13 protein-coding genes and 1 pseudogene are annotated in these 14,708 nt (G+C 71.8%); 9 read left to right on the forward strand and 5 right to left on the reverse strand.

Annotated elements, in window-relative coordinates; genetic code table 11:
• The first annotated feature begins 57 nt into the window (after positions 1 to 57).
• From AC5L36_RS24230 to AC5L36_RS24240, 3 genes and pseudogenes are all read left to right on the forward strand, one after another.
• Positions 58 to 2,397, forward strand: coding sequence for a ComEC/Rec2 family competence protein (locus AC5L36_RS24230; protein ID WP_441220265.1), 2,340 nt, complete (start codon positions 58 to 60; stop codon positions 2,395 to 2,397).
• Between the two features lie 86 nt (positions 2,398 to 2,483).
• Positions 2,484 to 3,458 (forward strand): annotated as a pseudogene (holA, locus tag AC5L36_RS24235) (DNA polymerase III subunit delta); the annotation flags it as partial.
• 182 nt (positions 3,459 to 3,640) lie between these two features.
• Positions 3,641 to 4,666: a hypothetical protein gene (locus AC5L36_RS24240; RefSeq protein WP_441220266.1), complete on the forward strand. Its 1,026-nt coding sequence runs from the start codon at positions 3,641 to 3,643 to the stop codon at positions 4,664 to 4,666.
• Between the two features lie 83 nt (positions 4,667 to 4,749).
• Here the strand turns inward: AC5L36_RS24240 and rpsT are convergent, their stop codons facing one another.
• Together rpsT and AC5L36_RS24250 are read right to left on the reverse strand one after the other, a co-directional pair.
• Positions 4,750 to 5,016, reverse strand: a complete 267-nt coding sequence (rpsT, locus tag AC5L36_RS24245; RefSeq protein ID WP_441220267.1) for a 30S ribosomal protein S20 — start codon at positions 5,014 to 5,016, stop codon at positions 4,750 to 4,752.
• Between the two features lie 118 nt (positions 5,017 to 5,134).
• Positions 5,135 to 6,118, reverse strand: a complete 984-nt coding sequence (locus AC5L36_RS24250) for a phosphotransferase family protein (RefSeq protein ID WP_441220268.1) — start codon at positions 6,116 to 6,118, stop codon at positions 5,135 to 5,137.
• 48 nt (positions 6,119 to 6,166) lie between these two features.
• On the opposite strand from AC5L36_RS24250, the gene AC5L36_RS24255 reads away from it, so the two are divergent.
• The 4 genes from AC5L36_RS24255 to AC5L36_RS24270 all read left to right on the forward strand — a co-directional run bounded on the left by AC5L36_RS24255 (position 6,167) and on the right by AC5L36_RS24270 (position 9,541).
• Complete coding sequence (locus AC5L36_RS24255) at positions 6,167 to 6,697, forward strand: DUF4240 domain-containing protein (RefSeq protein WP_441220269.1); 531 nt, start codon at positions 6,167 to 6,169, stop codon at positions 6,695 to 6,697.
• Between the two features lie 158 nt (positions 6,698 to 6,855).
• On the forward strand, positions 6,856 to 8,712 hold the full coding sequence (lepA, locus tag AC5L36_RS24260; protein ID WP_441220270.1) for a translation elongation factor 4: 1,857 nt from the start codon (positions 6,856 to 6,858) through the stop codon (positions 8,710 to 8,712).
• A 2-nt stretch (positions 8,713 to 8,714) separates the two neighbouring features.
• Positions 8,715 to 9,212, forward strand: coding sequence for an NUDIX domain-containing protein (locus tag AC5L36_RS24265; RefSeq protein WP_441220271.1), 498 nt, complete (start codon positions 8,715 to 8,717; stop codon positions 9,210 to 9,212).
• A gap of 50 nt (positions 9,213 to 9,262) precedes the next feature.
• A complete protein-coding gene (locus tag AC5L36_RS24270) occupies positions 9,263 to 9,541 on the forward strand; it encodes a GlsB/YeaQ/YmgE family stress response membrane protein (protein WP_441220272.1) in 279 nt (92 codons plus the stop codon).
• A 57-nt stretch (positions 9,542 to 9,598) separates the two neighbouring features.
• Here the strand turns inward: AC5L36_RS24270 and AC5L36_RS24275 are convergent, their stop codons facing one another.
• Complete coding sequence (locus AC5L36_RS24275) at positions 9,599 to 10,450, reverse strand: hypothetical protein (RefSeq protein WP_441220273.1); 852 nt, start codon at positions 10,448 to 10,450, stop codon at positions 9,599 to 9,601.
• Positions 10,451 to 10,538: 88 nt separating this feature from the next.
• The gene (locus tag AC5L36_RS24280) at positions 10,539 to 11,336 is read right to left on the reverse strand and encodes an enoyl-CoA hydratase-related protein (protein ID WP_441220274.1); all 798 of its coding nucleotides are present in this window, start codon (positions 11,334 to 11,336) and stop codon (positions 10,539 to 10,541) included.
• An 18-nt stretch (positions 11,337 to 11,354) separates the two neighbouring features.
• On the opposite strand from AC5L36_RS24280, the gene hemW reads away from it, so the two are divergent.
• A complete protein-coding gene (gene hemW / locus AC5L36_RS24285) occupies positions 11,355 to 12,554 on the forward strand; it encodes a radical SAM family heme chaperone HemW (RefSeq protein WP_441220275.1) in 1,200 nt (399 codons plus the stop codon).
• A 309-nt stretch (positions 12,555 to 12,863) separates the two neighbouring features.
• Here hemW and AC5L36_RS24290 read toward each other — a convergent pair whose 3' ends face one another.
• A complete protein-coding gene (locus tag AC5L36_RS24290; protein ID WP_441220276.1) occupies positions 12,864 to 13,487 on the reverse strand; it encodes a DUF4870 domain-containing protein in 624 nt (207 codons plus the stop codon).
• Between the two features lie 165 nt (positions 13,488 to 13,652).
• Here AC5L36_RS24290 and hrcA point away from each other — a divergent pair, with 165 nt between their 5' ends.
• The gene (gene hrcA / locus AC5L36_RS24295) at positions 13,653 to 14,675 is read left to right on the forward strand and encodes a heat-inducible transcriptional repressor HrcA (protein WP_441220277.1); all 1,023 of its coding nucleotides are present in this window, start codon (positions 13,653 to 13,655) and stop codon (positions 14,673 to 14,675) included.
• Positions 14,676 to 14,708: the final 33 nt, after the last annotated feature.

A 14,708-nucleotide genomic window follows, 5' to 3' on the forward strand; every position in this document is an offset into this window, starting at 1 on the left:
TCCGTTGACGGGCGGCTGCCGTCTGGGCCGGGCGGTTCCGGCGCTCGGGATGACCGGGTGCCGGATCTGCGGCTGGCCGGTCTGGCGATGGCGACGTGGCTGTCCGCACTGGCCGCCCTCTACATCCCGGTGCGCGGCGCCGTCGCTGCCGCCGCTGCCGCCGCGCTGGCCGCCGTCGCCGTGGCCGTGGTCATGCGGCGGCGGGCGTTGCCGCACGGCTGGATCGTCGCGAGCGTGCTGCTCGGCGTCGTGTGCGGGAGCGCCGCGACCGCGGCCCGGGTGGCCACCCGCGACGCCGAGCCCGTCGCCGCGCTGGTCCGCGAGCACACGCGCGTCGACGCCGAGTTGGTCGTCCGCGACGATCCGCGGCCGGTCCGTTCGCTCGCCGGCCGTCCGCAGACCTACCTTGTCGCCGCCCATCTCCGGGGCCTACGCCTATCGGGGGAGGCGCGTTCGGCTGATCGGGCGATCGCCGTGCGGACGCGGGTCATCGTGCTCGCCAGCGATCCACAGTGGCGTGACCTCCTGCCGGGCCAGCGGTTGTCGGCGACCGGGCGGCTGCTCCCGGCCGGCCGCGGCGACCTCAGCGCGGCGATGCTCTCGGCCACCGGCCCGCCGGTGCGCGACGGCCAGCCGTCGTGGGCGCAGCGGGCCGCCGGAGCGCTCCGCGCCGGTCTCCAGCGCGCCTGCGAGCCGCTGCCCGACGATCCTGGCGGGCTGTTGCCCGGCCTCGTGGTCGGCGACACCAGCCGGCTGGAGCCGGCCGTCGACGACGACTTCCGGGCCACCGGCATGACGCATCTTGTCGCGGTCAGCGGCGCCAATGTAGCGATCGTCATCGGCGCGGTGCTGTTGCTGGCGCGATGGGCGCGCGCCAGCCCGTGGCTCTCGGCGGCGCTGTGCGCGGTCGCGCTCGCCGGCTTCGTGATCCTGGCCCGCCCATCGCCAAGCGTCGTGCGTGCGGGCGCGATGGGCGCCATCGGCCTGATCGCCCTCGCCAGCGGGCGACCCCGCGCTGCCGTGCCCGCTCTGGCGGCGGCGGTGACGGTGCTCCTGGTGTGGGATCCCGAGTTGGCCGGCGACGCCGGGTTCGCGCTCTCGGTGCTGGCCACCGGCGGCCTCCTCCTGCTGGCGCCGCGCTGGCGCGACGGGCTGCGCCGGGCGGGTGTGCCAGCCGGGGCCGCGGAGGCGCTCGCCGTCCCGGCCGCCGCGCAGTTCGCCTGCGGGCCGGTCGTGGCCGGGCTTTCCGGCACGGTGAGCCTGGTGGCGGTGCCGGCAAACCTGCTCGCTGTCCCCGCGATCGCACCCGCGACGCTCCTCGGCGTGGGCGCGGCGGTCGTCTCGCCGGTCTGGCCGGCGGGCGCGGAGTTCGCCGCCTGGCTCGGTGGCTGGCCGGCGTGGTGGCTGGTGACGGTTGCCCGCTTCGGAGCCCGCGTCCCCTCCGGCAACCTCCCGTGGCCTGACGGCTTGTCGGGCGCGCTGCTGCTCGGTGCGCTGTCGGTGGCATTCCTGATCGCGGCGCGCCGCCGGCTCGTGCGCCGGCTCACGGCGGTGGTGGCGGTGGCGGTCGTGATCGGCGCGCTGCCCGTGCGACTCGTGGCGTCCGGCTGGCCACCCGGCGGCTGGTTCATCGCGGTGTGCTCGGTGGGGCAGGGCGACATGGCCCTGGTGCCGGTCGCCCCGGGGCAGGCGGTGGTGATCGACGCGGGGCCCGAGCCGGCTTCCGCCGATCAATGCCTCCGGCGTCACGGCGTGCGCGCGGTGCCCCTGCTGGCGGTCACCCACTTCCACGCCGACCACGTCGGCGGGCTCGAGGGCGTCCTGCGTGGACGGTCGGTCGGCACGGTGGTGACCACGGCGTGGCACGAGCCGGCGTATGGGCGCGACCTCGTGACGCGGGCCGCCGCCGTCAAGCGGGTGCCGGTCGAGGCGGCGACCGCGGGTTGGTCCCGCATGGTGGGCCGGGTGCGGGTCGAGGTGGTCGGGCCGCCACACGAGATGCGCGGCACGCGTTCCGATCCCAACAACAACTCCTTGGTCGTGCGCGTCTCGGCCGGCGGGCTGAGCGTGCTGCTGGCCGGTGACGCGGAGAGCGAGGAGCAGCGCGCGCTCCTCGACCAGATGGGTGCGGCGGGCGTGCGCGCGGATGTGCTGAAGGTCGCCCACCACGGTTCGAGCTACCAGGATCCCGAGTTCCTCGACGCGGTGGATCCCGCGCTCGCGCTCGTCTCGGTGGGCGTCGACAACGGATACGGCCATCCCAGCCCGGCAGTGCTCGGCCGCCTGGCACGCGGCGGCGCGCGGGTGCTGCGCACCGATGTGGACGGTGACCTTGCGGCGGTGCGTACCGCCACGGGGCAGCTCGCCGTCGCGACCCGAGGACGCGGTCCGCCGTAGTGATTTGTCCGCTTTGGCGGTGAGCGATGCGTCGACAACCCGATCGAGTGAGCGAACGTGATACTCAAACGATCAGCCGTGCAAGTATGGGCTGCGTGACTGTAGGAGCCACCGACTCGATCGTGCTCGTCTCTGGAGACGAGGAGCTACTGGTCACCCGAGCCGTGGCTCACGCCGTCGAGACCGCACGGGCCGCCGATCCCGGTGCCGACTTGCGGGAGTACGAGGGTGGTGCGCTCAGTCCCGGCGAGATCGCGGAGATGATCAGTCCCTCGCTCTTCGGCGGGCGCCGGGTGCTCGTGATCCGCAATGGGCAGGACGCCAAAAAGGATCTGACGGCGGCCCTGCTGGCGTACGCGAAGCAGCCCGAGCCCGACGTCACGCTCGTGGTCACGCATCCTGGCGCGGCGAAGGGCAAGGCGCTCGCCGACGGTCTCAAGTCGGCCGGTGCCACGGTGGTCCAGGCGATGAAGCTCAAGGGCAACCGCGAGCGGGTCGCGTTCGTGCGCGACGAGTTCAGGCGGCTGGGCGGGCGGTGCACCGACGACGCGGCCGAGGCACTGCTCGCCGCCGTCGGCAACGACCTGCGCGAGCTCGCCGCCGCCTGCTCGCAGCTCGTGGCCGACACGGGCGGTCGGATAGGCGCCGACACGGTGGCCCGCTACTACCGGGGGCGCGCCGAGGTCAGCGGTTTCACCGTCGCTGACGCGGCGATGGTCGGCGACGTGCCGGGCGCGCTGGAGGCGCTGCGGTGGGCGCTGCACGTCGGCGTCGACCCTGTGCCGATCGCCGACGCCATCGCCGACGGCGTGCGCACGGTCGCGCGGGTCGCTTCGGCCGGGCGGGGCAGCGCGTACCAGCTCGCGAGCAGCCTCGGCATGCCCGCATGGAAGATCGAGCGAGCACAGCGCCAGGGACGTGGCTGGACCCCGGAGGGCCTGGTCGACGCGATGCGGGCGGCCGCCGACTGCAACGCCGAGGTCAAGGGTGGCTCCGACGACCGCGGGTACGCGCTTGAGCGGGCCATATTCGCCGTGGCCGCCGCCCGGCAGGGTGCGTCCTCGGCTCGACCCGGTGCTGGCGCGGTCTCACCCGGCACGGCGGGGCATGGCGCGCGGCGAGGGGGTGGCTCCCGATGAGCAAACGGACGGTCGCGCGCGAGACGGAGCCGGGCGCGGTGGGGGTGCGATACCGCCCGCTGTACGCCCGCGCGCTTGGGCTGCGCTACCTCCAGCCCGGCGGCATGCTCTGCTTCGTCTACCTGGAGGGCGCGGTCGCGCTCAGCCTGCTGCTGGCGCTGGCCGAGCTGGTGAGCTGGTGGGTGGTGCTGATCCTGCCGGTGTCGGTCGCGCTGATGGTCAAGGTCAACGACCTGGTCGCCGGCGCGGTGGCGCGTTCGGCCGCGCGGATCCCGGAGCGTGAGCGGGAGCGGGTGCGGCGCGAGGTCAGCGCGTTCATGCCGGTGGTCGGGCGCGCCAGCGTCGTGGTGCCGCCACAGGCTTCGCATACCGGCGACGCGCTGAGCGACGACTCAACCCCCAGCACCGGCGATCCGGCCGCGACCCAGGCGCACGCTCGGACGGCAGGGCGAGGGCGCGATCCGGCGCCCGCACACGTGCGACGTCCGGCCGTCGCCGAGACCGCCGGCGACGGCCACGATTTGACCGCGACCGCTGGGCAGGATGCGGCCGCCGGCGACGGCCACGGTTTGACCGCGACCGCTGCGCAGGATGCGGCCGCCGGCGACGGCCACGGTTTGACCGCGACCGCTGCGCATGATGCGGCCGCCGCCCACCGCCACGACTTGACCGCGACCGCGGCGCACGACCTGGTCCCTGGCCAGCCGCGCGATCCGGCCAAGGACGAGGCGCGCGATCTGGACGCGACCCAGGCGCACGAGCTGATCGCCAGCCAAGAGGGCGACCGCGATCAGCATGCTGAGGGCGCCGCCGCGGGGCGCCGGGATGCGGCTCGGCGGTATGCGGCCGCTGGGGAATATCTGGACGCGGCGTGGCGGCAGCACGCCCACGCGATGGCAAACCAGGCCGCGATGGCAAACCAGGCCGCGATGGCAGATCGGGCCGCGATGGCGCACCAGGCCGCAACGGCAGGTCAGGCCACGATGGCACACCAGGGCGCAATGGCAGATCGGGCCGCGATGGCAGATCAGGGCGCTATGGCGCACCAGGCCGCGATGGCAAGCCCAGCCGACCACGCCGAGCACGGCAGCCAGCGCGAGCGCCAATCAGCTAGCTGGCGATACGAGTAACAAGCCGCGCAAAACGGGCATAGCAACGGGCACCGCTCAGGGAGCGTCTTGGCTCCGGCGGTGCCCGAAGGGTGGTGCGAGAGTCAGGAGGCCAGCGTCTGGAGGCGCTTGGCGATCGCCGACTTGCGGTTGGCGGCCTGGTTTTTGTGGATGACGCCCTTGCTGACGGCCTGGTCGAGCTTGCGCGAGGCGTCACGCATCAGGGCGGCCGCGGTCTCGGTCTCGCCGGCCGCGCTCGCCTCGTGGAACTTGCGAATGGCGGTCTTCAGCGACGACTTGACCGACTTGTTACGCATCCGGCGCTTCTCGTTCTGCCGGTTGCGCTTGATCTGGGACTTGATGTTCGCCACGCGACAGCCTCGTCCTTGTCCTTCAGGTTTCGGGTTTCAGAGCACAGGTAGCACCTTCTCGCCACCATGCGCGACATACCAGGCTAGCAGCCACCCACGCGCACAGCCAAAACGGCCCTCACGCCCAGCCGCGACGCGACGCCAGCCAGGCCAGCGCCACCTCACCCGTCCACCGCTGATGGGCCACGATGTGCGGCGACGCGCCGGTCGGGCCCGCCTCCGCACGGGTCAGCAAGTATCCGCCCAGCGCGGCCAGCGCCGCGTCCAAGCCGTCCGCCGGGGCATCCCGGGCCGTGGGGTGGGCGGCGAAGAGCGCGTCCGCGTCCAGGCCGCTCGCGTACGCGGTGATGAGCAGCGAGGCCGTATCCCACCAGGCCGGGCCGAAGCAGATCCAGGTCCAGTCGCACAGGTGGGCGGCGCCGGTCGGATCGATGATGACGTTGTCGAGGCGCAGGTCGCAGTGGGTGGCGGCGTCGGTGTAGACGTATCCGGGGAGGGCGGCCTCCAGCGCCACGAGGTCGTCTAGCTGCTTGTCGACCCAGGGTGGCGCCGGGGGCATCGCCTCGCGACCGGCGGCGATCTCCCGCCACCACGACAGGTCGCTCCGGATGAGGTCGGAGAGCGCCGGGAGGCCTACCGCCACAAGCTCGGGCGGCGGCTCACGCAACGCATCGGCGGCCACCGCCCAGGCGGCCAGCGCGGCGTCGAGCTCGGCCGGCTGCCACGGCAACGCGGGCATCCGCCCCTCGATGGCGTCCAGGCAGATCACGTAGTGGCCGGCCGCGGTGAGCGTCCACCGCGGGCGGGCCGCCGGGACCGATGCGGGCAGCGCGGCGGTGACCGCGACCTCCCGCGCGTACCAGTCGGTGAGGTGGCGCTGCGTGGCCAGCGACGCCGCCTTGACGAAGACGCGCTGCCCGTCGGCGGTGTCGAGTACGGCCGCGAAGCCGCGGGTGAAGCCACCGCCGGCCGTCGTGGCCCAGGTCACCTGCGAGCCCAGCCGCGCGCTGATCGCCGCGCGCAGGTCGGTGGGCAGGTCGGCCCAGGAGGGGCGGACAGCGGTGGACGCATACGGGACCGCCGGCATCGGCATCCTCGACATAGCCCCATAGTGCCCTGGTGTCACACCTGTCTGGCACAGTCGGACCCCATGAACACGAACGAGTTCTGGGCGCTGATCGGCGACGCGGCACGCGACGGCGGCACCCCGGACACGGTGGCCGAGCGGGCCACCACGGCGCTGGCCGGCCTCGACGCGGGCGAGATCGTCGGCTTCGAGCGCCACCTGCGGCGGGTGCTCGACGCGTCGTACAAAGTGGATCTCTTCGGGGCCGCGTACCTGATCAACGGTGGCTGTTCCGACGAGGGCTTCGACGCGTTCCGCGGATGGTTGATGGTGCAGGGGCGCGACGCGTTCGCGCGGGCGGTGGGTGAGCCCGACGCGCTCGCGGAGCTGCCGGCGGTAAAGCGGGCCGCGCTCACCGGTGAGGAGCTCGCCTCGGAAAAGATGCTGGCGGCCGCCGCGGAGGCACACCGCCGCGCGACCGGGCTGGAGCTACCGGAAGAACCCGCCGCAAAGCGCCCCAATACGGACGACTTCTGGGATTTCGACGACGAAGACGAGGTTCGCCGCCGCTTCCCGGGCCTGGCGGCCCTCTTCACCGAGGCGCCGGCGGAGTAGCCGAGGAAGACGAGGTTCGCCGCCGCTTCCCGGGCCTGGCGGCCCTCTTCACCGAGGCGCCAGCGGAGTAACCGAAGAAGACGTGGGACCATAGAGAACGGCCGGCCACTCGCCGGCCGTTCCCGCAGGTTGAACGAGAACGGACGACTGTGCCACCGATGAGCGCGAACAGCCCGGGCGCGACCGACCCCGGCCGCATCCGTAACTTCTGCATCATCGCCCACATCGACCACGGCAAGTCGACGCTGGCCGACCGGATGTTGCAGCTCACGGGCGTGGTCGACGCGCGGCAGATGCGCGATCAGTACCTCGACCGCATGGATATCGAGCGCGAGCGCGGCATCACGATCAAGAGCCAGGCCGTGCGCATGCCGTGGGCCGTGCGGGAGGGCGACCTCAAGGGCGAGGCGGCCGTGCTCAACATGATCGACACGCCGGGGCACGTCGACTTCACGTACGAGGTGTCGCGCAGCCTCGCCGCCTGCGAGGGCGCCGTGCTGCTCGTCGACGCCGCACAGGGCATCGAGGCGCAGACGCTGGCCAACCTCTACCTGGCGCTGGAAAACGACCTGCACGTCATCCCCGTGCTCAACAAGATCGACCTGCCGGCCGCCCAGCCCGACAAGTACGCGGAGGAGCTGGCCCACCTCATCGGCTGCGCTCCCGAAGACTGCCTGCGCGTGTCCGGCAAGACCGGGGAGGGTGTGCCCCACCTGCTCGACGAGATCGTGCGGCAGTTCATCCCGCCCAAGGGTGAGGCGGAGGCGCCGGCCCGCGCGATGATCTTCGACTCGGTCTACGACGTGTACCGGGGCGTGGTCACCTACGTCCGGGTAATCGACGGGCGGATCGAGGCGCGCGACCGGATCAAGATGATGTCCACCGGCGCCGTCCACGAGCTGCTGGAGATCGGCGTCATCTCACCCGAGATGCAAAAGGCGCAGGCGCTCGGCGTCGGCGAGGTGGGCTACCTCATCACCGGCGTGAAGGACGTGCGCCAGTCCCGGGTCGGCGACACGGTGACGATCAACTCGCGGCCCGCCAAGGCGGCGCTCGGCGGCTACAAGGACCCGAAGCCGATGGTCTACTCCGGGCTCTACCCGATCGACGGCTCCGACTACCCCGACTTCCGCGACGCGCTCGACAAGCTCAAGCTCAACGACGCCGCGCTCAACTACGAGCCGGAGACCAGTGCGGCGCTGGGCTTCGGGTTCCGGTGTGGCTTCCTCGGCCTGCTCCACCTGGAGATCATCCGGGAGCGGCTGGAGCGAGAGTTCGATCTGGACCTGATATCCACCGCGCCCAACGTGGTCTACCGCGTGATCATGGAGGACGGCACCGAGCACACCGTCACCAACCCGAGCGAGTACCCCGACGGCAAGATCGCCGAGGTGTACGAGCCGGTGGTCCGGGCGACGGTATTGACCCCCAACGACTACGTCGGCGCCGTGATGGAGCTCTGCCAGGGACGGCGCGGCTCGCTGCTGGGCATGGACTACCTGTCGGCCGACCGGGTGGAGCTGCGCTACACGCTCCCGCTCGCCGAGATCATCTACGACTTCTTCGACCAGCTCAAGAGCCGCACGAAGGGGTACGCGAGCCTCGACTACGAGCCCAGCGGCGAGCAGATGGCCGACCTCGTCAAGGTCGACATCCTGCTGCACGGCGAGGCGGTCGACGCGTTCAGCGCGATCGTCCACAAGGACAAGGCGTACAACTACGGCGTCACGATCGCCGCCAAGCTGCGCGGCCTGATCCCGCGCCAGCAGTTCGAGGTGCCGATCCAGGCCGCGATCGGAAACCGGGTCATCGCGCGCGAGACGATCCGGGCGATCCGCAAGGACGTGCTGGCCAAGTGCTACGGCGGTGACATCACGCGTAAGCGCAAGCTGCTGGAAAAGCAGAAGGAAGGCAAGAAGCGGATGAAGATGGTGGGCCGCGTCGAGGTGCCCCAGGAGGCGTTCATCGCGGCACTGTCCACCTCGGACAGCGGGGACGGCAAGGCCAAGAAGTGACCGTGGAGGCGCGGTTCTGTCCGCGCTGCGGTGCTGGCCTGGACGACAAGCCGCCCACCACGTGTGCGGCGTGCGGTTACGCGCTCTTCGTCAACGCTCGCCCCACCGCCAGCCTCATCGTCCACGATGGACGGCGTTTCCTCGCGCTGAGGCGGGCGATGGAGCCGCGGGCGGGGCTCTGGGAGGTGCCGGGCGGCTTCTGCGACGGGTGGGAGGAGCCGGCGGTCGCCGCCCTGCGCGAGGGCCGTGAGGAGCTCGGCGTGCAGGTCACCCTCGGTGACTTCGTTGGCATGTACGTGGGCAGCTACGACTACCAGGGCGAGCGCTTGCCGGTACTCGACTGCTTCTTCCTCGCCACGTTCGACGACGGGGCCCAGGTGACGTTGGATCCGCGAGAGTCGTCGGCGATGGCCTGGTTCGACCTCGACCAACCCCCGCCGCTCGCGTTCGAGACGATGGACCGGGCGGTGGCCGAGGCGGCCCGGCGTTTAGGCCGGTGAAGTGCCGGGCACCTTTGCGGTCAGAACGAACCCCCGATTGGAGGACGACCGTGACCGCAACCGGCATCATCTCAGCGCTCATCATCGGGCTGATCATCGGTGCGCTGGGGCGGCTGGTAGTTCCCGGCCGCCAGAACATCCCCATCTGGCTCACCATGCTGATCGGCGTGGGCGCCGCACTGCTCGGCACCGTGATCGCGCGTGCCGCGGGCGTGTCTAACACGTCCGGGCTCGACTGGACGGAGATCTTCATCCAGGTCGTGCTGGCAGCGATCGGCGTGGCCCTGGTGGTGGGTGTCACCGGGCGCCGCGGCGTCAGTAGGTATTAAAACGCTGAGAACTGAACACTGTGGATGGGGTCCCGGCAACGGGGCCCCATCCGTGTGTCACGGCTCCGCGAAGACCTCCGCCACCACCTGCTGGGCCTGGTCGCCCTGCGTCATCTGGGCCCAGGCGCCCTCGTCGGCCGTCCACTCGAGACCCCCGAACCGCACCCGCTTTACCCCGTGGTCGGTGGCGTGCGAGACCAGCCAGTGCGCGTATCGCCAGCCGGCCTGCGGGCTTGCCGCCGGCACGGTCAGGCCGGTGACCTGGGCGGACGTCTCAAGGCGACCCCAGTCGAGGCGCAGCCCGGTGCCCAGCGCCTCGGCCGCCGCGGCGCCCCGCATCGCCGGCTCACCGTCGACGGTGCACGCCACCGCGCCGGTCGCGTTGCCGAGCAGCGCCTTGGCGAGCACCGTCGACTCGTCGGCCCACTTCTGGTACGCGCCCGGGTAGGCCGAGCGCTGCACCCGCTGCGCCGCGTCGGTGACCCGCATCTTTTCCCAGCCGCGCACCTTCTTGAGCGCGGCGTAGAACTTGTTGGCCGCGTAGCGCGGGTCGCTGATCTGCTCCGGCGTGCCCCACCCCTGGCTGGGCCGCTGCTGGAAGAGACCGATCGAGTCACGGTCGCCACCGGAGAGGTTTTCCAGCTTTGACTCCTGGAACGCGGTGGCCAGCGCCACCACGACCGCCCGCTCGGGCATCTTTCGCTGCATGCCGATCGCGGCGATCGTGGCGGCGTGTGCCATCTGCTCCGGATTGAGGGCGACCTCGCCGTCGGCCTGCACGGTGCAGGCGCGGCTGTGCGGCCGGGGAAGCTTGAGGTCGCGGCTCCAGTCGTGCCTGCCGACGACCAGCCCGAGCACGGCCACGAGTGCAAGGCCGACGGCTGCCACTACCCCTGCCCGAATACGCACCGTCACCCCTCAGTGAGTTGTCCGTCCAGGGTACGACCTCAACCTGCCGGCGACCGTACCCATGGGCGGTTTGGCGCGGAAGGGGGAGTCAAGCCCCTTCCGGCCCTGCGGGCACCCACGACGCGTGGCGTTTCTCCCGAAACGCCCGGACCCCCTCCCGCCCCTCTTCTGACTGGAAGTAGCCCACCGAAAGGGCGGAGAGTTCCGCCAGTTCTTCACGTACGGTAGCGGTCGATCTCCGGTGCAGGACGCCTTTCGTGCCGGCGAGTGCCTCCGGGCCGCCGAGCACCAGCGCGCCGCAGTAGGCCGCGACGGTGGCGTCCAGCGTCGCCGCCGGCGCGGCGGCCGTGACGAGCCCGATCTGCGCCGCCCTCCGCCCGTCGAAGGTGTCTCCGGTCAGGAAGAGCTCGGCCGCCGCCCGCGGGGTGAGGCGGGGGAGCACGGTGGCGGAGATGACCGCGGGCACCACGCCCAGCCGTACCTCGGAGAAGGCGAACGTGGCCTCCTCGGCGCAGATCGCGATGTCGGCCGCCGCCACGAGGCCGAGGCCGCCGGCCCGCGCCGGCCCACCCACCCGGGCCACCACCGGCTTGGGGCACTCCCAGATGGCCGCGAGCACGTCGCCGAGCATCCCCACCGGGATCCGCCCGCTTGTGACTGCCTCGGCGGTCTCCTTGAGATCGGCGCCGGAGCAGAAGACCGGGCCGGTGTGGGAGAGCACCACCACCCGCACCGCTTCGTCGCCCTCCGCCGCCTCCAGCGCCGCCATCAGCTGGGTCATCAGCGGGGTGGAGAGCGCGTTGCGGTTGTGCGGGCTGTCGAGTGTGAGCGTCGCCACGCCCTGCCCGGTCTCGACCCGGACCAGCGACTCACCGTCAGAAGTCATGCGGGCAGACTAGAACCCATGCCCGGAGCACTCCCAGAAGGCGAGGCCGTCCCCCGCGACGGCGCCCTGCCGCCGGGCACGAGCCTGGGCGGGCGCGGCTTCGGCGTGTACGTGCACGTGCCCTTCTGCGCGAGCCGGTGCGGCTACTGCGACTTCAACACCTACACCGCGGCCGAGCTGGGCGGCGGGGCGAGCCGCGACGAGTATCCGGACACCGTGCTCGCCGAGCTCGACCTCGCGCGTCGGGTGGTGTCACCCGCGCGGGTCGACACGGTGTTCGTCGGCGGCGGGACGCCCACGCTGCTCGACCCGGACGACCTCGCCCGCATCCTGGAGGCGATCGACCGCACCTGGGGCCTCGCCGCCGACGCCGAGGTCACCACCGAGGCCAACCCGGAGTCGGTCACGCCGGCGTCGCTCCAGCGCCTGCGCAAGGCCGGCTTCACGCGGGTGTCGCTGGGCATGCAGTCGATCTCCCCGGGTGTGCTCCAGGTGCTGGAGCGCCGGCACACCGCGGGCCGGGCGCCGGCCGCGGCGGCCGAGGCCCGCGAAGCCGGCTTCGACCACGTCAACCTCGACCTGATCTACGGCACGCCGGGCGAGACCGCGGACGACTTCGCCGCCTCGCTGGCGGCGGCCGTGCGCGCGGGCGTCGACCACGTCAGCGCGTACTCGCTGATCGTGGAAGACGGCACCCGGCTGGCCACCCGGATACGCCGCGGCGACCTGCCGTACCCGGACGACGACGTGGCCGCCGACCGCTACCTGGCCGCGGACGCCGCCCTGGGCGCGGCCGGCCTCTCCTGGTACGAGGTCTCCAACTGGGCGGCCGGCCCGGCGGCGCGCTGCCGGCACAACCTGCTGTATTGGACCGGTGGCGACTGGTGGGGCCTCGGGCCGGGCGCGCACAGCCACGTGGGCGGCGTGCGTTGGTGGAACGTCAAGCACCCGTCCGCGTACGCGTCGCGCCTGGCCGCGGGCGAGTCACCGGGTTACGCGCGGGAGGTGCTGTCGGCCGGCGACCGGCACGTGGAAGACGTGATGCTGCGCCTGCGGCTCGCGTCCGGCCTGCCGCTTTCCGTGCTCGACGGTCCGGGCCGCGAGGCGGCCGCGAGGGCGGCGGCGGATGGCCTGCTGGAGACACGCGACGGGCGGGCGGTGCTGACCCTGCGTGGCCGCCTACTCGCCGACGCCGTCGTCCGCGACCTCCTGCCCTAGGACCCGAGACCCAGAAGCAGACTTGCCCGGATCCGCGCCACCTGCGGACCGCCGCTCCCGCCGGAGACCGCGGAGGTCGGCGGCTCGCGGGGCGAGCCGAAATCCCCAACCCCCGCTGCCAGGTCCGCGGTTCAAGCCCTTTCGGGCGTCGCGAAAGCGACGCTTCAACCAACAGCGGACGGGTGAGGCCGCGGGAGCGACGGTCTGGACCACGACGGACATCGCGGTAGCTCAGATATCGAGTATTGGGTTGGATCTTTGATGCTGCGAGACCCCGGTGACCGAGTGGATCACCGGGGTCTCGCGCTGTCACTTGATGATCGAGATGCTCATCGGGTAGTTGTACAGCTGGCCGTCGTTGGCCTTCACGCCGCCGATGATGCCGAAGACGATCGCGATGATCATCGCGACCGGCGCGAGGATGAAGCCGATCAGCGCGCAGACCAGGATCCAGCAGATCACCGTGATGATCGACCACAGCAGCTGGAAGTTGAGCGCCGCGACCGCGTGCGCGCGCACGGTCGGCGACTGGCTGCCCTTGGCCAGCAGTGACACCAGCGGGCCAACCCAGCCCAGCGTGCCGCCGCCGATGAACGCGCCGGCCGCGCCGCCGAAGTGGGCGACGAGTGCCCACGTCTTCTCGTCGTTGTTGGCGTATCCCGCCGGCGCCGGGCCGGCCGCGTAGTAGCCGCCGGGCGGACCCTGCGGCGGGTAGCCGGGCGGTGGCTGGTAACCCGCTCCGGGCGGTGGGTAGCCGGCCCCGCTCGTGGGCGGCGGGGGTGGCGGTGGAGCGTCACTCGGTGGGGGTGAGTAACCGGGAGAGGGTGCCTCGCCCGGCATCGAGTAGGACGCTGGGGGTGTCGGCGGAGAGGTCGGCTCCGGCGGCGTGGCGCCAGGCTCGTCCCCTCCGGGAGGGCGAGGTGGTTCTGTCATGAAGGTCACGGTAGGGGCACGGATCAACCGACGCCACACAACACACTTACCAGTTGCGGACATTGTGCCCAAAGAGATCATCGCGGTCGTGTGGGGGTGCGACGTAGACTGGCACTCGCTACAGTCGAGTGCCAGTCTCTTCATCTGGTGCGGCAGGGGGTGACAGTGAGTCTCGATGACCGCAAGCTCGACGTGCTCCGAGCGATCGTCGAGGATTACGTCGCCACCCAGGAGCCGGTCGGCAGCAAGGCTCTTGTGGAGCGACACCAGTTGGGCGTCTCGCCCGCGACAGTGCGAAACGACATGGCCGTTCTCGAAGAGGAGGGCTACATCCGGCAGCCGCACACCAGCGCCGGCCGCGTGCCGACCGACCGTGGCTACCGGCTCTTCGTCGACCGGCTCTCCCGGGTCAAGCCGCTGAGCCCCGCCGAGCGGCGGGCGATCGAGCGGTTTCTGGCCGGGGCGCTCGACCTCGACGACGTGGTGCACCGCACGGTGCGCCTGCTCGCCCAGCTCACCCGCCAGGTCGCCGTGGTGCAGTACCCAAGCCTGTCCCGCTCCTCGGTGCGCCACCTGGAGCTGGTGCCGATCTCCACGACGAGGGTCATGCTCGTGATGATCGCCGACACCGGTCGGGTGGAGCAGCGGCTCGTCGAGCTGCCTGCGCCCGTGCCCGTCGACGCCGTCACCGACCTCCGCCGCCTGTTAAACGAAAAGCTCGTGGGCAAGCGGCTGTCGGACGCGCCGCCGCTGGTCCAGGCGCTGGTCGAGGAGGTCGCGCCGGATGCCCGAAACACCATGGCCACCCTCGCCACGGTCTTGCTGGAGACGCTCGTCGAGCGGCACGACGAGCGGATCGCGCTGGCCGGCCGGGCCAATCTGACCCGCGGCGGCCTGCTCGACTTCCAGGGCTCCCTGCGCCCGATCCTCGAGGCGCTCGAGGAGGAGGTCATCCTGCTCAAGCTCCTCGGCGAGGTCGACGCGGACACCCTCCTGATCCGCATCGGCGACGAAAACGAGATCGACAATCTCCGGTCCACCTCGGTTGTCAGCACGGGCTACGGTCCAGGCGCGACAATCGTGGGTGGTCTCGGCGTCCTCGGGCCGACGAGGATGGACTACCCCGGCACCATCGCCACCGTGCGCGCCGTGGCACGCTACGTAGGCGACCTGTTGGGAAACAACTAGCCCGGGACAGCGCGAGAGCATGAGGACACGGAA

The organism is Phytohabitans sp. LZ39, from assembly GCF_059359075.1.